Here is a 17,989-nt window from a genome sequence, read left to right on the forward strand (position 1 = left end):
TCTCAGCGTGTGAAAGGGCGACAAATGATCTTCATGGCGATCGCGCTGCATAGCGGGAACAGGGCCAGCAGCAGCCAGGGGGACATCGCCTGCGGCGAAGGGACAAGCGCACGATCCAGCAGACTGCCAAACAGCAAATTCCCCAGCAACACCGCAACACCGCCTGCGGTGGCGAGTGCGCCGTAGTGCGCGCCAAGCGTCGATTCCTCCGCAAAGCGTGGAACCAGATCTTTCGCCGAGGGCACCAGCAGCATTTGCCCAAGCGTTAATAGCGCCACAAAACATACCGACGGCAGCAAGCGCAGCCAGCCTTCCGGCGGCACCGTCGGGGCGAATACCGCCACGCTCGCAAAAGATGCCGAGAGCAGTAAAAAGCCCACCGGCAAAATTCTCACCGCGCCCACGCGTCGCGCAAAGCGGGCCAGCGGAAGCTGCAAGGTGATGATCAGCACAGAGGCCAGCATAAACAGGGGGCCGAGATCTTTCTCGTTACCACCGGCGCGCTGGATCTCCACGGGCAGCGCCAGATAGAGCTGGTTGTAGCTCAACAGCCATGAGCTGTAGGCGATGATAAAGGCGACAAAGCGCGGCTGACGGAAGGTTGTCCACCAGGGAACAATATTGAGTGCCTGCTTGCTGTGTTGCGCAGCCGGAAGGCAGAAGTAGAGCACAATCAGCGCGACGACGAAGACCCCCGCCCCCGCCAGCGCCACCTGGCGAAACCCCAGCCCCGTGAGCAACGCCCCGACAACCGGGCCCAGCACCGCGCCGAGTTCACCGCAGACAGCAAACAGCGCAAACCACTCTGCACGGCTGCGTTGACCTTTAGTCTCGCTATGCGTACCCGCCCTGGCCAGCAGCGCTTCGATGGAGGGAGAGAACAACGCACCGCCAATGCCGGTCAGACAGGCGCCAAGGATGATGGGCCAGAGCGCGTGTCCAAATGCCAGCAGCAGATAACCCGCAACGCGGATGACGCAGCCGCAGAGGATAATGATTTTGGCACCAAAGCGGTCTGAGAGCGCACCGCCGACGATGAACATCCCCTGCTGCGAAAAGGTACGCAGCCCCAGAATTAGCCCGATAAGCCCGCCGGAAAGCAGCATATCGTCGCGCAAAAAAATCGCCAGGAAGGGGACGACCGCGTAAAAACCGATGTTAAACACAAACTGGCTGCCCAGTAAGACGGGCGGCCAGAGCGTTGTGGCAGGGCGCAGGGGCATCATGTTACGGGCGCTTAAACGATAAAGTGAATGTGCTTTTTGCCATGGAACGGCGAGATCTCGATTTTGGTTTTGACCCGAAAAACGTCCCAGAGCAACGCCTCTGAGAGGATCTCCTGCGGCGTTCCGGTGGCCACGATTTGCCCCTGCTGCATCACAATCAGCGAATCGCAGAACATCGATGCATGGTTGAGATCGTGAATAGCCACAATGCTGGTCACCGGCAGGTCGCTTATCAGGTGCATCAGCTGCATCTGATGGTGAATGTCCAGGTGGTTGGTCGGTTCATCCAGCAAAATTTCTGTAGGCGTCTGCGCCAGCGCCCTGGCGATATGCACGCGCTGGCGCTCCCCACCGGAGAGGCTCAGCCAGCCCTGATCGCTTTTTTCCAGCATATCCACCCGCTGCAGGGCGGCGGTAACGGTCTCGTCATCCTGCTTGCTCCAGTTCGAGAACGGGGAGTGATGCGGGATGCGACCAAGTTTGACGACATCGCGAACGCGCATATTGGCATCGGTCATACCGTGCTGTTCAACGAAGGCCACCCGGCGCGCAAGCTGCTTTTTGGCGATGCGGGAAATGTCCTGACCGTCCAGCGTCACACAGCCCGCATCCGGGCGGCGCAGGCCAGCCAGAATCCGCAGAAGCGATGATTTACCGCAACCATTAGGGCCAAGCAGTCCTACCGTTTCACCGCGCGCCACCTTGAGCGACACGTTATTGACGATGACCTTTTTGCCTACCTTCCAGGTAATTTTTTCAGCGCAGATACTCATCACTTATTCCTTGAGCGGTAGATGATCACGGCAAAGAACGGCACGCCAACCAGGGCGGTTACCACCCCGACGGGCAGACTTTGCGGGGCAATCAGCATGCGCGAGGCGATATCTGCCAGCACCATCAGGATCGCCCCCGCCAGTGCGCTGGCAATCAGCAGAGTACGATGCAGAGGACCGAACAAGAAACGCATGACGTGCGGAACCACCAGCCCAACAAAGCCGATTGAGCCAGCCATGCTGACGATGGTTGCGGTGATCAATGCGGTGGTGGTAAAGAGCGCCAGGCGCACCCAGGGGACGGCAATCCCCAGCGATGCCGCGGCATCGTCACCAAAGGTAAAGGCATCCAGCGCCCGGGAATAGTAGAGGCAAATGGCTAACCCAATCAGCACCACAACCAGTGCCAGCTGGAATTCAGGCCAGCGTACACCGCTAAAGCTGCCCAGCAGCCAGAACATCACATCACGCGCCTGCTGCGCGCTGGCAGAGGTGCTGATGGTATAGGCAGTGATGGCGTTGAAGAGCTGAGAGGCAGCAACGCCCGCCAGAATGGTGCGCTCGTTGCCGCCGCGCGCGCCGTTGGTCAGAAAGGCGACAAACGCAAAGGCGGCGAATGCGCCAGCAAACGCGCCCGCAGAGAGCGACACCGCGCCAGTCCCCATCCCCAGCACCACGACGGAAACCGCGCCGGTGGACGCCCCCGCAGAGACGCCGAGCACGTAAGGTTCAGCCAGCGCGTTTTTAAGCAGGCTCTGCAAAACCGCGCCGCAGATAGCCAGCCCCGCGCCGCAGCAGGCCGCCACCAGCGCGCGGCTCAGGCGAAAGTCCCAGATCACGCTCTCATAGATGCGGTTGAGCGGAACCGCGGTCAGCCCCAGCTTATTACCGATAGCATAAAAGACATTGGACAGCGGAATCGACAACTCTCCGACGCTTACGCCAAGGGCTATCACCAGAAACAGCAGGACAATAGCCAGCAGAGCGGAAGTGGTCAGGAACAGGCCCTGTCGGGCCTGAAGTACGGCTGCCGTCATCAGTTCAGCCCCAGTTTTCTGAGCTGTTCGCCCACCTGTTCAGCGCCATAAATGGTACGGATCGTCGGGTTCATTGCCTGGCCGTCCATCACCACGATATGGCCTTTTTTGACGGCATCAAGCTGGCTGACGGCCGGATCGCTTTTCAGGAATTTGATTTTCTCTTCCGCGTTATCCAGCGCCCAGCGGTTACGGTCGAGGCTTGAGACCACAATCACGTCCGGGTTAGCGGCAATGATGCTTTCCCAGCCCACGGTTGGCCATTCGGCCTCGGCGGTGATGGCGTTATGGCCACCCAGTACGTCAGCGATAAAGCCTGAGGCGCTGTTTTTACCGCCCACGTAGGCATCAGCAGAAGGGGAGGCGCTTGAGAACCAGAAGACAAAGGAGAGGTCTTTTTTGCTTTTGCCAAATTCTTTGCGCAGGTCTGCCTCACGTTTTTTGAAGCTGGCGATAACGGCCTGACCACGGTCTTCAACGTTGAAAATTTTGGCGAAATCTTCAATCTCTTTATAAAGGTATGTCATGTCCCACAGCTTCTGGCGGCTGCCGTACATATCGCCCGAGGCTTTTTTAGTGGCGCACATGCCCGGTGATAAATAGCTGTTCACGCCGACGGTAGCCAGATCCTCACGTTTTGCGACCTTACTTTCTGGCCCGAGCAGCAGCGGCAATTGTGCAGGAACAAAATCGGGGTTTTGCGCAAGGATAGATTCCAGCGTAGGAATTTCGACGGTGAGCGTTTTGATTTTGGCATTCTGTTCCGCCAGCTGCGGCAGCACTTTGGTCGGCCAGAAGGCGCTGGCCTTCACCTTATCTTCCAGACCCAGCAGAAGCAAAATCTCAACGGTATTTTGACCAAGGGCCACGACGCGTTCCGGCGCTTTGGTGAAGGTCTCTTTATAACCGCAGTTTTCAACGGTCAGAGGATAAGTGGTTGCCAGAGCAGAACTGACCGACGCAACCGCCAGGCCTAACGCGCAGATGACCTTCTTCATTAAACGCTACCCTTCATTAAAGTTATTTTTGATGCAAATGAAACTCATTATTAAGGCGGAATTTTATACAGAGGAAAATATTGTGTGTCAATGAGGGACAATAACGCAGGGTGACAAAAGGCGGTGCCAGAAAGCACCGCCGGAATGCGCCTTAAATCAGGCTCTCTTTATCTATTCCAAGGCGCTTCATGCGCGACAGCAGGGTGGTGCGTTTTAACCCCAGACGCTGGGCTGCCCCTTTCGGCCCGGCCACCACGCCGTTGGTCTCTTTCAGCACGCGGACAATCAATTGATATTCATCTTCCCCGTCCTGGGCCACGTCGGTCGCGGCCGCGGGAGAGTCCGGCAGAGAAACCTCCGGCAGGGAGAGTTGCAGCACATTACCGCGCGTCAGCAGCACCGCACGCTCAATGACGTTTTCCAGCTCGCGCACGTTGCCGGGCCACTCCATCGAGGAAAGGGTGCGTAACGTCTCGGCGGGAATGCTGTCGATGTTGCGTCCCATCCGGCGGGCAATTTTGGCGGTAAACGCTTTGACCAGCAGCGGGATATCTTCCGGACGCTCGCGCAGGGGCGGCAGGCAAATCGGGAACACATTCAGGCGATAGTAGAGGTCGCTGCGAAACTCGCGGTCGGCGACCATTTTTTTCAGATCGCGGTTTGTGGCGGCAATCAGCCGCACGTCGGTCTGAATCAGCTTATTGCTGCCAAGACGTTCGAACTCCTGTTCCTGCAGCACACGCAGCAGTTTAGGCTGTAGCTCCAGCGGCATATCGCCCACTTCGTCGAGGAACAGCGAGCTTTTATCCGCCAGCTCGAAACGGCCCAGGCGCTGGCTGCTGGCACCGGTAAACGCGCCGCGCTCATGGCCAAAGAGATCGCTTTCCAGCAGACCCGCAGGCATGGCGGCACAGTTCATTTTCACCATCCGGCGGCTGTTGCGGTTGCTGAGATTGTGGATCGCGCGGGCAATCAGCTCCTTACCCGTACCGGTTTCGCCCAGGATCAGCACTGTGCTGTTGCTTTGCGCGACCATTTCCACCTGTTTGAGCACGCTGTACATGGCATCGCTGCGTCCGATGATTTCGCCAAACTCGCTGTCGACATTGTTAAGCTGTTCCGTCAGCGCCAGGTTTTCATCCACCAGCCGTTCTTTCAGACGGTGGATCTCCTGATACGCCAGCGCGTTATCCAGCGCGATGGAGATACGCTCGGCAATCTGACGCAGCAACTTCAGGTTGGCGGTGGTGAACACCCCTTCCTCACACTGTGCCAGCTTGAGAACGCCCAGCATGGTGTTACCGGACATCAACGGCAGCAGGCACAGAGTCTGGATTTTGTTGCCCCAGATGTTAAACAGCATTCGCTCGTAAGGCGCCATCACATCCTGCTCGCTGAGATTGAGCAGCAGGATCTCCTTACTTTTAAACACCCGTTCAGAAAGGGTTCCCGCTTCATCCACCTCGCTCTGCTCATGGGCCGGGTTCGCTTCGTCGAGATAGTGCGTGGAGTAGATGTTGAGCTTGCCCTTGCGATGGCCGCGCAAGGCAATGCTGATGGCGTCAATTTTGAAGTAGTGATGGATCTCCTTCGACACTTCGCTGACCAGCTCATCCATGTCGAGACGGGAGAGCACGGCATTGGTGATTGCCACCAGAATGCGGAAGTTGTCGCGCTCACGGCTCAGCAGGTCGTAATCCACATTATTGCTGACGCGGCTTTGGATCTGCTCGGCGACGACGGCCACTATCTGGGTGAAGGTGTGCAGACGCTCATATTCCGCCTCACTCCATGGCTGGTCGGTATTACGGATAAACTCGCAGCCACCAAAAATGTGGCCTTCAACCGCCAGCGGCAGCAGGCTGTAATGACCAAACGGCTGATATAAGGCGCTCCGGGCCAGCATCGGCCACGCCTGACGGAACTCCTCAAAATTGCAGTGCAGCGCTTCCGGCCGGGAAAGAATACGGCGTATCGGCCCGTGAGCGAGATACGTTTCGTCTTCGTATTCAAACGCTTTTCCGTTTTCTCGTGTGGAGAAGTAGCTCGCACGATGGCTCCCGCTATGCCAGAGCACAATGGCGGCGCTGTCTGCCAGTGCAGATTGCCTGACCAGGCGCGTCAGGGCATCGCTCAGCGCACCCAGGTCGGGCTGCTGTAAAAGTGTTCGCGTAATGTCGAACAGACCCTGCTGTCCGAGATCGCTCATCGGTGTATACGGCATAGTGCTTTCCAGTAGAAACGGGCAAAAAAAAATTCCGTGCCGACCGCTTTTCACGCGGTTCTAGCAAATGCGGGGTAACGGTTCCGCGTGCGGCAGATCCAGCGTGCGCTTCACGCCATACAGTCCGGCCAGGCGCACCCCTTTGCGCTCAACCACCTCACCAATTATCGCGGCCTCTTTTCCTGACGGATGCGCCCGCAACTGTTCAAGTACGGTTTCGGCCGCGGCGCGCTCAACGCCTATCACCAGCTTGCCTTCATTAGCAAAATTGAGTGGATCCAGTCCCAGCAGCTCGCACAGCCCGCGAACCGCAGGCTTCACGGGCAGGCTGCGCTCAATAAGTTCAATACCGCAGCCGCAGCAGGCCGCGAACTCATGCACCACGGCATTGACGCCGCCACGGGTGGCATCCCGCAGGGCTTTCACGCCGGGGATCGCCCGCAGCGTCTGGATAAGCGGGGTGAGCACCGCGCAGTCGCTGCGCAGTTCCCCGTCCAGCCCCAGCCCTTCGCGCAGGTTAAGGATGGTCGCCCCGTGACAGCCCAGCGTGCCGCTGACCAGCAGCACGTCGCCCACGGCCAGCTGCTGCGCGCCCCAGTGAATATCGGCGGGGATCGCCCCCATCCCGGCGGTGTTGATAAAGAGCTTATCCGCCGCGCCGCGCTGCACCACCTTGGTATCGCCGGTGACGATAGCAATCCCTGCCTCGCGCGCGGTGTGCGCCATGCTGCTGACCACCGCCGCGAGCGTCTCCATCGGCAAACCTTCTTCAAGGATAAATCCGCAGGAGAGGTAGCGCGGAATGGCACCACTGACGGCGACATCGTTCGCGGTACCGCAGACGGCCAGCTTGCCGATATCGCCGCCGGGGAAGAATAGCGGGTCAATCACATAGCTGTCGGTGGAGAAGGCCAGCCTGTCGCCCTGGGCGGTGAGGGAAGCGAGGTCAATGCGGGCCTGGTCTTCTTGCTCGGCGAGCCAGGGGTTATCAAAGGCCTCCATAAACAGCCGGTTTATCAGCTGCTGCATCGCCAGACCGCCGCTGCCGTGTGCCATTTCAACCGTGTTCATGCTTCACTCTCCTGGTTGCGGTACTGATACCACGCGGCACATGCCCCTTCGGAAGAGACCATCAGTGCGCCAAATGCCGTTTGCGGGTTACAGGTGTTGCCAAATAACGGGCAGTGGTGGGGTTTACATCTTCCGGTAAGGACCTCGCCGCAGCGGGCCTGGGGATCGTCGCAAACCTGTTGTGGCTGTGGGCGGAAATGCGTTTCTGCATCAAACGACCGGTAGGCTGGGGTCAGGCGCACGCCGGATTCAGCAATCAACCCCAGCCCGCGCCACTCGCTGTCGCCCTCAACGCTAAATACGTCAGCTATCGCCTGCTGCGCCCGTTCATTTCCGGCATCCGGCACCACGCGGCGGTACTGATTTTCCACCGCGCTCAGGGCTGCTATTTTCTGCTCAACCAGCATGGTGACGCCTTGCAGTAGATCAAGAGGTTCGAAACCAGCGACAACTAAGGGGCGATGGTAATCGTCAGCGATAAAGCCGTAAGCGTCGGTACCAATCACCATGCTCACATGGCCCGGCGCCAGAAACGCGTCAATGCCGTTGTCCGGCTCTTCCAGCAGGCTACGCAGCGTCGGGATAAGCGTAATGTGCTGGCAGAAAAAGAAAAAATTGGTGACATTGCTGCGTTTGGCCTGCTGCAGGGTGATCGCCGTAGCGGGCATGGTGGTCTCAAAACCCAGCCCGAAAAATACCACCTTTCGGCCAGGGTTATCGGTTGCAAGCTTCAGGGCATCCATCGGCGAGTACACGATGCGCACATCCGCGCCGCGCGCTTTGGCCTGCAGCAGCGAGCCCTTTTTCCCCGGCACGCGCATCGCGTCGCCAAAGGTACAGAAAATGACGTCAGGCTGGCTGGCGATCTCGATACAGCTGTCGATGCGCCCCATGGGCAGCACGCAAACCGGGCAGCCCGGGCCGTGGATAAACTCTATGTTGTCCGGCAGCAGCTGATCGAGGCCAAATTTGAAAATGGCATGGGTGTGCCCGCCGCAGACTTCCATGATCCGCAGCGGTTTTTCCGCCGTGTGTTTCAGCAGGGCGGCCCGCGTTTTCAGATGACCGATAAGCTGCATCACCTGCTCAGGTGCGCGGTATTCATCAACGTAACGCATAATTACCGTTCCTCGCCGTACAGCAGCGCGCCGACGTCCGGCTCCACATCGAACATGTTCTGCAGGGCATCCAGCGTGTCGCGCGCTTCCGCTTCATTAATCACGCTCATGGCAAACCCCACGTGTACCAGCACCCACTGACCAAGGCGCGAGACGCCCGTCTCATCGGTGCTGCCCACCAGCGTTAAATCGACGTCACGCAATATGCCGCAGACCTCCACTTTGGCCTGGTTTCCGTCAATGGAATGGATTTGTCCAGGGACGCCTATGCACATCGTTCACTCTCCAGCCAGTTTAGCCAGTGCGCCATGCCGTCGCCGCGTGTGGCGGAGACCAGCAGGATCGCAATGTCCGGGTTCACTTCACGGGCATAAGCCAGACATTTATCCACGTCGAAATTCAGGTACGGCAGCAGGTCCACTTTGTTCAGCAGCATCAGCGACGCGGCGGCAAACATATGCGGATATTTGAGCGGCTTGTCTTCTCCTTCGGTCACCGAGAGGACCGCCACTTTATGCCGCTCCCCGAGATCGAAGCTGGCCGGGCAGACCAGATTGCCGACGTTTTCGATAAACAGAATGCCGTTATCCGCCAGCGGCAGACGCGGCGCGGCATCGGCAATCATCTGCGCATCCAGATGGCAGCCTTTACCGGTATTGACCTGTATCGCCGGGGTGCCGGTTTCACGAATACGGGCGGCATCGTTGACCGTTTGCTGATCGCCTTCGATCACCGCGCAGGAGACGCGTTCGTTCAGGCGTTTGAGCGTTTCCGTCAGCAGCGTGGTTTTGCCGGAGCCGGGGCTGGAGACGAGGTTGAGCACCAGCTGTTGACGTGTGGCAAACCGGGCGCGGTTGCGGGCGGCGATCTGGTTGTTTTTATCGAGTACGTTGATTTCCACGTTCAGCATCTGGCGCTGGCTCATGCCCGGCGCATGGGTACCCGCCTCGCCGTGGCCGTAATGAAGATCGCCCATATCGGAGCGTTGAGGCGCAAAGCGAATCCCGGTGAGTGCCGCTGCCGGACGCGGTGCGGGGGTAAAAGGGGCGGAGCGAAACGCGGAGTGAGGACGGTGTTCATCCCCTTCGATATACAGGTTGCCTTCGGCGCAACCGCAGGTACTACACATACTTTACTCCTTCTCGATTTCAAGGCGTTGGATCTGCATCCCGTCATCCGCCACGATGCGAAGGCCGGTGTGCTGACACTGTGGGCAGCGCTGGACCTTCGACGACAGCAGGGTGACGTACTGCTGACACTGCTCGCACCAGCACTCCGCCTGTTGCTCTTCAATATGAAGTTCGCAGCCTTCCGCCAGCGTGCCGCGGCACACCAGCTCAAAACAGAAGGTGAGGGCGCTGGTTTCGACGCAGGAAAAGGCCCCGACCTTCAGCCAGACGCCGGTCACGCGCGTCGCGTGGTTTTGCGCTGCCTGCTGTTCGATGAGTTCCAGTGCCCGCTGGCAGAGGGTGATTTCGTGCATAACGCCTCCTTAATGAATTGCCCCGTTAATGCAATAACAATGCCAGCCTGGTTTTGGTTAGGGGGTGACGATGTCAACGCTGTCGAAATGACACGTCGACACCCTCTTGTTGACAGCCTGTTTTGAATTAAATCCATTAAATATCAAAGCATTAAAAACTGGCATGGAATCTGCTTAACAGCCGCTATCTCCATTAACCGGATACCTTCTATGACTATTTGGGAAATTAGCGAAAAAGCGGATTACATCGCGCAGCGTCACCAGCAGTTACAGGACCAGTGGCACCTTTACTGCAACTCACTGGTCCAGGGGATCACCCTCTCCAAAGCCCGTCTTCACCACGCCATGAGCTGTGCGGCGCAGGGGGATATGCGCTTTGTTTTGTTCGGCCATTTCACGATTTACGTCACCCTGGCTGACACCTTCAACAGCCACACCATTGAGTACTACGTCGAGACAAAAGAGGGTGAAAAACAGTGTATTGCGAAGGCGCAACTGATGGCCGACGGCATGGTTGACGGTCACGTCAGCAACCGCGATCGCCAGCAGGTGCTGGAGCACTATCTGGAAAAAATCGCGCCGGTTTATAACGGTCTGTACACCGCCGTTGAACACGATCTCCCGGTCAACCTGAAGCAGCTGATGGATGAACACGCCTCAGCGGACGTGGCCTGATTATCACGTGTCGAGAAGTGTCGACATGACAGTTTTTCGTCAAAAATGACTATCACCAGAGGATGACCCGGTGAACCGTTTTGTAATTGCTGACTCGACGGTCTGTATTGGCTGTCGAACCTGTGAGGCGGCCTGTTCGGAAACGCACCGCCTGCACGGGCTCCAGTCCATGCCGCGCCTGCGCGTCATGCGTAATGAAAAAGAGTCTGCCCCGCAGCTCTGCCACCACTGTGAAGATGCGCCGTGCGCGGGCGTCTGTCCGGTGAATGCCATCACCCGCGTTGACGGCGCGGTACAGCTGAACGAAAGCCTGTGCGTGAGCTGCAAGCTGTGCGGCATAGCCTGCCCGTTCGGTGCGATTGAATTTTCCGGCAACCGTCCGCTGCATATTCCGGCGAATGCCAACACTCCAAAAGCGCCACCTGCTCCCCCGGCTCCGGCACGTGTCAGTACGCTGCTTGACTGGGTGCCCGGCGTGCGTGCGGTGGCGGTGAAGTGCGACCTGTGCAGCTTCGATGAGCAGGGCCCGGCCTGCGTGCGCACCTGCCCGACCAAAGCGCTGATTCTGGTCAACATTCGCGATATTGCCCGCACCAGCAAACGCAAGCGCGAGCTGACCATTAATACCAACGTCGGCGATCTTTCTCTGCTTCAGGCGCTTAACGAGGGGGCGAAATGAACGCGATATCTATGATTAACAGCGCCGTGGCGTACTTTGCCGCCGCTGCTGTGCTGGCGTGGCTCCTGTCATTCCATAAAACCCTGAGCGGCTGGATCGCCGGTATCGGCGGGGCGGTAGGCAGCCTGATGACGCTGGCAGCAGGTACGGCAGTGTTACTCAGCGGCCAGACCGCCGAAGCAATGATTCCGATCGTCCGTCATACCGTTCAGCTCACGCCGCTGAACGCCATCTGGCTGGTGACTTTTGGCCTGTGCGGGGTGTTTATCAGCCTGTTCAATATTGACTGGCACCGCCATCAGCACACCCGCGCGAATGGTCTGCTGGTTAACCTGCTGCTGGCGTCGGCGGTCTGCACCGTCATTGCCAGCAACCTCGGCGCGCTGGTGGTGATGGCGGAGATCATGGCGCTCTGCGGCGTATTCCTGACGGGATGTAGCGCCTCCGGCAAGCTGTGGTTTGCGCTCGGTCGCCTCGGCACGCTGCTGCTGGCGCTGGCCTGCTGGCTGGTGTGGCAACGTTTCGGCACGCTCGACTTCGCAGCGCTTAACGGTCAGCCGCTGGGAAATGACGTCTGGCTGCTGGGCGTGGTGGGCTTTGGCCTGCTGGCCGGGATCATCCCTCTGCACGGCTGGGTGCCGCAGGCGCACGCGAATGCCTCTGCACCCGCTGCCGCGCTGTTTTCCACCGTGGTGATGAAAGTCGGTCTGTTCGGCATTCTGACGATCACCCTGACCGGCGGCCAGCCGCCGCTGTGGTGGGGTGTCGCGTTGCTTATCGCAGGTATGGTTACCGCCTTTGTCGGCGGGCTGTATGCGCTGATGGAGCACAACATTCAGCGTCTGCTGGCGTACCACACCCTGGAAAATATCGGCATTATCCTGCTCGGCATCGGCGCAGGCGTGACCGGGCTGGCACTTAATCAACCGGCGCTGATTGCCGCCGGGTTTATCGGGGGGCTGTATCACCTCGTTAACCACAGCCTGTTTAAAAGCACCCTGTTCCTGGGCGCGGGCAGCGTCTGGTTCCGTACCGGTCATCGGGATATCGAAAAACTCGGCGGCATTGGCAAAAAGATGCCGGTGATTTCTCTCGCCATGCTGGTCGGGCTGATGGCGATGGCCGCGTTGCCGCCGCTGAACGGCTTTGCGGGAGAGTGGGTGATCTACCAGTCCTTCTTCGCGCTCGGTCAGAGCGATGCCTTTATCGCCCGACTGCTCGGCCCGCTGCTGGCGGTTGGGCTGGCGATAACCGGGGCGCTGGCGGTGATGTGTATGGCAAAAGTCTACGGCGTCACCTTCCTCGGCGCACCGCGCACCCGCGAAGCGGAAAACGCCTGCTGCGCCCCGGTACTGATGTGTGCCAGCGTGGTCGCGTTGGCGCTGTGCTGCATCGCGGGCGGGGTCGCCGCCCCATGGCTGCTGCCGCTGCTGGGTAACGCCATTCCACTGCCGCTGACCCTTGCGCATACCACCGTCTCCCAGCCGATGATGGCGCTGCTGCTGATTGCCGCACCGCTGCTGCCGTTTGTGCTGATGCTGTTCTTCAGGCGCGACCGACTCCCCTCCCGCTCGCGCGGGGCGGCCTGGGCCTGTGGCTACGAACACGAACAATCAATGGTCATCACCGCCCACGGTTTTGCCATGCCGGTGAAAGAGAACTTCGCTGCCGTGCTGAAGCTGCGCCACTGGCTGAACCCGGTGGGCTGGATGCCGGGCTGGCAGAGCGCCGCTGTACCTGCGCTGTTCCGCCGTCTGGCGCTGATCGAACTGGCGGTGCTGGTGGTCATTGTGATTTCACGAGGAGCCTGACATGAGTCTGTTACTGGCAATACTTCAGGCGCTGGTGCTGTTCGCCGTTGCGCCACTGCTGTCGGGCATCACGCGCGTGGCGCGCGCCCGGATGCACAACCGTCGCGGGCCTGGCGTGCTCCAGGAGTACCGCGATCTCTTCAAGCTGCTCTCCCGCCAGAGCGTGGCGCCGGATGCCGCAGGCTGGGTCTTCCGCCTGACGCCGTTCGTGATGGTCGGCGTGATGCTGACCATCGCCACCGCGCTGCCGGTGGTGACGGTGGGCTCGCCGCTGCCTGCACTTGGGGATCTGATTACGCTGATTTACCTCTTCGCCATTGCCCGCTTCTTCTTTGCTATTGCGGGCCTGGATACCGGCAGCCCGTTTACCGGTATCGGCGCCAGCCGCGAGGCGATGCTGGGCGTGCTGGTCGAACCGATCCTGCTGCTGGGGCTATGGGTGGCCGCGCAGGTCGCGGGTTCCACCCATATCAGCTTTATCACCCACACCGTTTACCACTGGCCGGTGTCACGTACCCTCCCGCTGGTGCTGGCCCTTTGCGCCTGCGCATTCGCCACCTTTATTGAGATGGGCAAACTGCCGTTTGACCTCGCAGAAGCCGAGCAGGAGCTACAGGAAGGGCCGCTCACCGAATACAGCGGCTACGGCTTTGCTGTGCTTAAGTGGGGCATCAGCCTTAAGCAACTGGTGGTCCTGCAGATGTTTGTTGGCGTCTTCTTCCCGTGGGGGCAGATGACGCACTTCTCCGCTGGGGGGCTGGTATTGGCCGTGGTGGTTGCCGCGCTCAAGTTGCTGGTCGGCGTGCTGGTGATTGCCCTGTTTGAAAACAGCATGGCACGTCTGCGCTTTGTCGCGACCTCGCGCATCACCTGGGCCGGTTTTGGTTTTGCATTTTTAGCGTTCGTCTCCTTGCTGGTGGCGTGATTAAAGAGAGTATTTATGTCTGAAGAAAAGAAAGGTCAGCAGTATCTCGCCGCGTTGCATCAGGCTTTTCCGGGTGTTGTGCTGGATGAAGGATGGCAGACCAAAGACCAGGTAACCGTCACCATTAAGGTGAACTATCTGCCGGAAGTGGTGGAGTTTCTTTACTACCGGCAGGGCGGCTGGCTGTCGGTGCTGTTCGGCAATGACGAGCGTCAGCTGTGCGGCAATTATGCGGTGTACTACGTGATGTCGATGGAGCAGGGCGAGAAGTGCTGGCTTACCGTACGCGTGGAAGTCGACCCGAACAAGCCGGAGTACCCGTCCGTCACGCCTCGCGTGCCTGCCGCCGTCTGGGGCGAGCGCGAAGTGCGTGACATGTATGGCCTGGTGCCGGTGGGGCTGCCGGATGAACGCCGCCTGGTGCTGCCGGACGACTGGCCGGACGAACTGTATCCGCTGCGCAAGGACAGCATGGATTACCGCCAGCGTCCGGCCCCGACCACCGACAGCGAAACCTACGAGTTCATTAACGAACTCGGCAACAAAAAGAACAACGTGGTGCCGATTGGCCCGCTGCACGTCACCTCTGATGAACCAGGCCACTTCCGCCTGTTTGTTGACGGCGAAAACATTATCGACGCCGACTACCGTCTGTTCTACGTCCATCGCGGCATGGAGAAGCTGGCGGAAACCCGGATGGGCTATAACGAGGTGACATTCCTCTCGGACCGCGTGTGCGGCATCTGCGGCTTCGCCCACAGCACCGCCTATACCACCTCGGTGGAGAACGGCATGGGGATCGTGGTGCCGGAGCGCGCGCAGATGATCCGCGCCATTTTGCTGGAAGTGGAACGTCTGCACTCGCACCTGCTGAATCTCGGTCTGGCCTGTCACTTTGTCGGTTTCGACTCCGGGTTTATGCAGTTCTTCCGCGTGCGCGAGGCGTCGATGAAGATGGCGGAGATCCTCACCGGGGCGCGTAAAACCTACGGTCTGAACCTGATCGGTGGGATCCGCCGTGACCTGCTTAAAAACGACATGATCCAGACCCGACAGCTGGCACAGCAGATGCGTCGCGACGTGCAGGAGCTGGTGGATATGCTGCTCAGCACGCCCAACATCGAGCAGCGTACCGTGGGGATCGGCCGTCTTGATCCGGAGATCGCCCGCGACTTCAGCAACGTTGGCCCGATGGTGCGCGCCAGCGGCCACGCCCGCGACACCCGTGCCGATCACCCGTTTGTCGGTTACGGCCTGCTGCCAATGACCGTACACAGCGAACAGGGCTGCGACGTCATCTCCCGCCTGAAGGTGCGTATCAACGAGGTCTTCACCGCGCTGAATATGATCGACTTTGGGCTCGATAACCTGCCGGGCGGCCCGCTGATGGTGGAGGGCTTCACCTACATCCCGAACCGCTTTGCCCTCGGCTTTGCCGAAGCGCCGCGCGGGGACGACATCCACTGGAGCATGACCGGCGATAACCAGAAGCTTTACCGCTGGCGCTGCCGTGCGGCCACCTACGCCAACTGGCCAACCCTGCGCTATATGCTGCGCGGCAACACGGTCTCCGACGCGCCGCTGATCATCGGCAGCCTCGACCCGTGCTACTCCTGCACCGACCGCATGACAGTGGTGGACGTGCGCAAGAAGAAAAGCCAGGTGGTGCCGTACAAAGAGCTTGAGCGCTACAGCATCGAGCGTAAGAACTCGCCGCTGAAATAAGGACTCGCCATGTTTACCTTTATCAAAAAAGTGATCAAAACCGGCACGCCCACCAGCCGCTACCCGCTGGAGCCGATGCCGGTGGATAAAAACTTTCGCGGCAAGCCGGAACACAACCCGCAGCAGTGCATCGGCTGTGCGGCCTGCGTCAACGCCTGTCCGTCGAATGCCCTGACGGTGGAAACGGATCTGAAAACCGGCCAACTGGCCTGGCAGTTTAACCTCGGACGCTGCATCTTCTGCGGCCGCTGCGAAGAGGTTTGCCCGACGGTCGCCATTCGTCTGTCTCAGGAGTATGAGCTGGCGGTGTGGAAGAAAGAGGACTTTTTGCAGCAGTCGCGTTTTGCCCTGTGTAACTGCCGCGTCTGCAAACGTCCGTTCGCCGTGCAAAAAGAGATCGACTATGCCATCGCGCTGCTTAAGCACAACGGCGATGCCCGCGCGGAGCATCATCGCGAAAGCTTTGAAACCTGCCCGGAATGCAAACGGCAGAAATGCCTGCTGCCGTCCGACCGCATCGATATCACCCGTCATATGAGAGAGGCCAGCTGATGGAAAACTTACTCGGTCCGCGCGACGAGCGGGGCATTCCGGTGCCAATGACGGTGGAGGAGTCCATCGCCAGCATGAAGGCGTCGCTGTTGAAAAAAATCAAACGCTCGGCCTACGTTTACCGCGTGGACTGCGGCGGCTGCAACGGCTGCGAGATTGAGATCTTCGCCACGCTGTCACCGCTGTTTGACGCCGAACGCTTCGGCATCAAAGTGGTGCCGTCTCCGCGTCATGCCGACATTCTGCTGTTCACCGGGGCCGTCACCCGCGCCATGCGCTCGCCCGCGCTGCGCGCCTGGCAGTCTGCGCCCGATCCGAAAATCTGTATCTCCTATGGGGCGTGCGGTAACAGCGGCGGCATCTTCCACGACCTCTACTGCGTGTGGGGCGGCACCGACAAAATCGTGCCGGTGGACGTCTACATTCCGGGCTGTCCGCCGACGCCTGCCGCCACGCTGTATGGCTTTGCCATGGCGCTCGGCCTGCTGGAGCAGAAAATCCACGCCCGCGAGCCTGGCGAGCTGGACAACCAGCCGGCCGCCATTTTGCACCCGGACATGGTGCAGCCGCTGCGCGTGAAGGTCGATCGCACGGCGCGCAGGCTGGCGGGCTACCGCTACGGTCGCCAGATTGCCGACGATTACCTGCGCCTGCTGAGCCAGGGCGACCATCAGGTAGCGCGCTGGCTGGAGGCCGAGAACGATCCGCGTCTTAATGAGATTGTGGCGAACCTGAACAGCATTGTGGATGAGGCGCGTATCCGATGAGTGAGACGGTGGTGTTCAGTCAGTTGAGCCGTAAATTTATTGATGAGAACGATGCCACGCCGGACGCGGCGCAGCAGGTGGTCTATTACAGCCTGGCGATTGGGCATCACCTCGGGGTGATCGACTGCCTGGAGGCGGCGCTGAGCTGCCCGTGGTCCGACTATCTGGCGTGGATCGCCACGCTGGAAGAGGGCAGTACGGCGCGGCGCAAAATGGAAGGGGTACCGAAGTACGGTGAGATCGTTATCGACGCCAACCATATTGCGATGCTGGCGAACGCGTTTGACGCGGCGCTGAAACGGCAAACCCCCGAACAGCAGGCGTGGAGCAAAACGCTGCTCAGCATGCTGCATGATATTCATCAGGAAAGTGCCATCTACCTGATGGTGAGGAGATTACGTGACTGACGTTTTACTGTGTGTCGGCAACAGCATGATGGGCGACGACGGCGCAGGCCCGCTGCTGGCAGAGATGTGTGCCGCGAACCCGCAGGGCAACTGGGTGGTGATTGACGGCGGCAGCGCGCCGGAAAACGACGTGGTGGCCATCCGTGAACTGCACCCTGATCGGTTGTTGATTGTCGATGCTACGGATATGGGGCTGAACCCAGGGGACATCCGCCTGATCGACCCGGACGACATTGCCGACATGTTCATGATGACCACGCATAATATGCCGCTTAACTATCTGGTGGATCAGATCAAAGAGGACGTGGGCGAGGTGCTGTTTTTGGGCATTCAGCCGGACATTGTCGGATTTTATTACCCGATGACACCTCCGGTGAAAGCCGCGGTGGAAGTGGTCTATTCACGGCTTGCCGGATGGGTTGGGGACGGGGGATTTTCCCGGCTCTGAACAGTGCCGGGTGGCGGCTTCGCCTTACCCGGCCTACCAAACCCATCTCCCTCTCCCTGTGGGAGAGGGC

The 17,989-nt window shown here is 59.6% G+C and carries 19 protein-coding genes; 9 read left to right on the forward strand and 10 right to left on the reverse strand.

Annotated elements, in window-relative coordinates:
* Positions 1 to 2: 2 nt before the first annotated feature.
* The 10 genes from PUZ33_RS05960 to hypA form a co-directional block, all read right to left on the reverse strand.
* A complete protein-coding gene (locus PUZ33_RS05960) occupies positions 3 to 1,223 on the reverse strand; it encodes an MDR family MFS transporter (protein WP_029883185.1) in 1,221 nt (406 codons plus the stop codon).
* Between the two features lie 14 nt (positions 1,224 to 1,237).
* Positions 1,238 to 1,999, reverse strand: coding sequence for an ABC transporter ATP-binding protein (locus tag PUZ33_RS05965; protein WP_062676663.1), 762 nt, complete (start codon positions 1,997 to 1,999; stop codon positions 1,238 to 1,240).
* Positions 1,999 to 3,036: a FecCD family ABC transporter permease gene (locus PUZ33_RS05970; RefSeq protein WP_013098478.1), complete on the reverse strand. Its 1,038-nt coding sequence runs from the start codon at positions 3,034 to 3,036 to the stop codon at positions 1,999 to 2,001. Before PUZ33_RS05970 ends, PUZ33_RS05965 begins: the two co-directional genes overlap by 1 nt.
* Positions 3,036 to 4,034 (reverse strand): ABC transporter substrate-binding protein, encoded by a 999-nt coding sequence (locus tag PUZ33_RS05975; protein ID WP_058680930.1) that lies wholly within the window; start codon positions 4,032 to 4,034, stop codon positions 3,036 to 3,038. Before PUZ33_RS05975 ends, PUZ33_RS05970 begins: the two co-directional genes overlap by 1 nt.
* Before the next feature lie 151 nt (positions 4,035 to 4,185).
* Positions 4,186 to 6,258, reverse strand: a complete 2,073-nt coding sequence (gene flhA / locus PUZ33_RS05980; RefSeq protein ID WP_062676662.1) for a formate hydrogenlyase transcriptional activator FlhA — start codon at positions 6,256 to 6,258, stop codon at positions 4,186 to 4,188.
* Between the two features lie 60 nt (positions 6,259 to 6,318).
* Entirely contained in the window at positions 6,319 to 7,329 is a 1,011-nt protein-coding gene (gene hypE / locus PUZ33_RS05985; protein WP_058650457.1) for a hydrogenase expression/formation protein HypE, read from the reverse strand.
* On the reverse strand, positions 7,326 to 8,447 hold the full coding sequence (hypD, locus tag PUZ33_RS05990) for a hydrogenase formation protein HypD (protein ID WP_058680928.1): 1,122 nt from the start codon (positions 8,445 to 8,447) through the stop codon (positions 7,326 to 7,328). Before hypD ends, hypE begins: the two co-directional genes overlap by 4 nt.
* Positions 8,448 to 8,449: 2 nt before the next feature.
* On the reverse strand, positions 8,450 to 8,722 hold the full coding sequence (locus PUZ33_RS05995) for a HypC/HybG/HupF family hydrogenase formation chaperone (RefSeq protein ID WP_020689280.1): 273 nt from the start codon (positions 8,720 to 8,722) through the stop codon (positions 8,450 to 8,452).
* Positions 8,713 to 9,576 (reverse strand): hydrogenase nickel incorporation protein HypB, encoded by an 864-nt coding sequence (hypB, locus tag PUZ33_RS06000; protein ID WP_058680927.1) that lies wholly within the window; start codon positions 9,574 to 9,576, stop codon positions 8,713 to 8,715. The genes PUZ33_RS05995 and hypB overlap by 10 nt, the downstream gene beginning before the upstream one ends.
* 3 nt (positions 9,577 to 9,579) lie before the next feature.
* Positions 9,580 to 9,930: a hydrogenase maturation nickel metallochaperone HypA gene (gene hypA, locus PUZ33_RS06005; RefSeq protein WP_014833056.1), complete on the reverse strand. Its 351-nt coding sequence runs from the start codon at positions 9,928 to 9,930 to the stop codon at positions 9,580 to 9,582.
* Between the two features lie 210 nt (positions 9,931 to 10,140).
* On the opposite strand from hypA, the gene hycA reads away from it, so the two are divergent.
* The 9 genes from hycA to hycI all read left to right on the forward strand — a co-directional run bounded on the left by hycA (position 10,141) and on the right by hycI (position 17,919).
* On the forward strand, positions 10,141 to 10,605 hold the full coding sequence (gene hycA / locus PUZ33_RS06010; RefSeq protein ID WP_013098469.1) for a formate hydrogenlyase regulator HycA: 465 nt from the start codon (positions 10,141 to 10,143) through the stop codon (positions 10,603 to 10,605).
* A 70-nt stretch (positions 10,606 to 10,675) separates the two neighbouring features.
* Positions 10,676 to 11,284 (forward strand): 4Fe-4S dicluster domain-containing protein, encoded by a 609-nt coding sequence (locus PUZ33_RS06015; protein WP_058680926.1) that lies wholly within the window; start codon positions 10,676 to 10,678, stop codon positions 11,282 to 11,284.
* Entirely contained in the window at positions 11,281 to 13,095 is a 1,815-nt protein-coding gene (gene hycC / locus PUZ33_RS06020) for a formate hydrogenlyase subunit 3 (protein WP_047352302.1), read from the forward strand. Before PUZ33_RS06015 ends, hycC begins: the two co-directional genes overlap by 4 nt.
* Before the next feature lies 1 nt (position 13,096).
* Entirely contained in the window at positions 13,097 to 14,020 is a 924-nt protein-coding gene (locus PUZ33_RS06025) for a respiratory chain complex I subunit 1 family protein (RefSeq protein ID WP_013098466.1), read from the forward strand.
* 15 nt (positions 14,021 to 14,035) lie between these two features.
* Complete coding sequence (hycE, locus tag PUZ33_RS06030; protein WP_058680925.1) at positions 14,036 to 15,745, forward strand: formate hydrogenlyase subunit HycE; 1,710 nt, start codon at positions 14,036 to 14,038, stop codon at positions 15,743 to 15,745.
* A gap of 9 nt (positions 15,746 to 15,754) precedes the next feature.
* The gene (locus tag PUZ33_RS06035) at positions 15,755 to 16,297 is read left to right on the forward strand and encodes a formate hydrogenlyase complex iron-sulfur subunit (RefSeq protein ID WP_023620172.1); all 543 of its coding nucleotides are present in this window, start codon (positions 15,755 to 15,757) and stop codon (positions 16,295 to 16,297) included.
* Positions 16,297 to 17,064, forward strand: coding sequence for an NADH-quinone oxidoreductase subunit B family protein (locus PUZ33_RS06040; RefSeq protein WP_040023605.1), 768 nt, complete (start codon positions 16,297 to 16,299; stop codon positions 17,062 to 17,064). Before PUZ33_RS06035 ends, PUZ33_RS06040 begins: the two co-directional genes overlap by 1 nt.
* A complete protein-coding gene (locus PUZ33_RS06045) occupies positions 17,061 to 17,471 on the forward strand; it encodes a formate hydrogenlyase maturation HycH family protein (RefSeq protein WP_014833049.1) in 411 nt (136 codons plus the stop codon). The genes PUZ33_RS06040 and PUZ33_RS06045 overlap by 4 nt, the downstream gene beginning before the upstream one ends.
* A complete protein-coding gene (hycI, locus tag PUZ33_RS06050; protein WP_020689273.1) occupies positions 17,464 to 17,919 on the forward strand; it encodes a hydrogenase maturation peptidase HycI in 456 nt (151 codons plus the stop codon). The genes PUZ33_RS06045 and hycI overlap by 8 nt, the downstream gene beginning before the upstream one ends.
* The last annotated feature ends 70 nt before the right edge of the window (positions 17,920 to 17,989 follow it).

It is taken from the genome of Enterobacter cloacae complex sp. 2022EL-00981 (assembly GCF_028737495.1).
GTDB lineage: Bacteria > Pseudomonadota > Gammaproteobacteria > Enterobacterales > Enterobacteriaceae > Enterobacter > Enterobacter cloacae.

Bases quoted from the DNA above. Each gene is read 5' to 3' on its own strand.
- PUZ33_RS06025 (WP_013098466.1), top strand. From the start codon at position 13,097: ATGAGTCTGTTACTGGCAATACTTCAGGCGCTGGTGCTGTTCGCCGTT.
- PUZ33_RS05975 (WP_058680930.1), bottom strand. From the start codon at position 4,034: ATGAAGAAGGTCATCTGCGCGTTAGGCCTGGCGGTTGCGTCGGTCAGT.
- PUZ33_RS06045 (WP_014833049.1), top strand. From the start codon at position 17,061: ATGAGTGAGACGGTGGTGTTCAGTCAGTTGAGCCGTAAATTTATTGAT.
- hycA (WP_013098469.1), top strand. From the start codon at position 10,141: ATGACTATTTGGGAAATTAGCGAAAAAGCGGATTACATCGCGCAGCGT.
- PUZ33_RS05965 (WP_062676663.1), bottom strand. From the start codon at position 1,999: ATGAGTATCTGCGCTGAAAAAATTACCTGGAAGGTAGGCAAAAAGGTC.
- PUZ33_RS06035 (WP_023620172.1), top strand. From the start codon at position 15,755: ATGTTTACCTTTATCAAAAAAGTGATCAAAACCGGCACGCCCACCAGC.
- hypE (WP_058650457.1), bottom strand. From the start codon at position 7,329: ATGAACACGGTTGAAATGGCACACGGCAGCGGCGGTCTGGCGATGCAG.
- hypB (WP_058680927.1), bottom strand. From the start codon at position 9,576: ATGTGTAGTACCTGCGGTTGCGCCGAAGGCAACCTGTATATCGAAGGG.
- hypA (WP_014833056.1), bottom strand. From the start codon at position 9,930: ATGCACGAAATCACCCTCTGCCAGCGGGCACTGGAACTCATCGAACAG.
- PUZ33_RS06040 (WP_040023605.1), top strand. From the start codon at position 16,297: ATGGAAAACTTACTCGGTCCGCGCGACGAGCGGGGCATTCCGGTGCCA.
- PUZ33_RS05995 (WP_020689280.1), bottom strand. From the start codon at position 8,722: ATGTGCATAGGCGTCCCTGGACAAATCCATTCCATTGACGGAAACCAG.
- hycE (WP_058680925.1), top strand. From the start codon at position 14,036: ATGTCTGAAGAAAAGAAAGGTCAGCAGTATCTCGCCGCGTTGCATCAG.
- hypD (WP_058680928.1), bottom strand. From the start codon at position 8,447: ATGCGTTACGTTGATGAATACCGCGCACCTGAGCAGGTGATGCAGCTT.
- PUZ33_RS05970 (WP_013098478.1), bottom strand. From the start codon at position 3,036: ATGACGGCAGCCGTACTTCAGGCCCGACAGGGCCTGTTCCTGACCACT.
- hycC (WP_047352302.1), top strand. From the start codon at position 11,281: ATGAACGCGATATCTATGATTAACAGCGCCGTGGCGTACTTTGCCGCC.
- flhA (WP_062676662.1), bottom strand. From the start codon at position 6,258: ATGCCGTATACACCGATGAGCGATCTCGGACAGCAGGGTCTGTTCGAC.
- PUZ33_RS05960 (WP_029883185.1), bottom strand. From the start codon at position 1,223: ATGCCCCTGCGCCCTGCCACAACGCTCTGGCCGCCCGTCTTACTGGGC.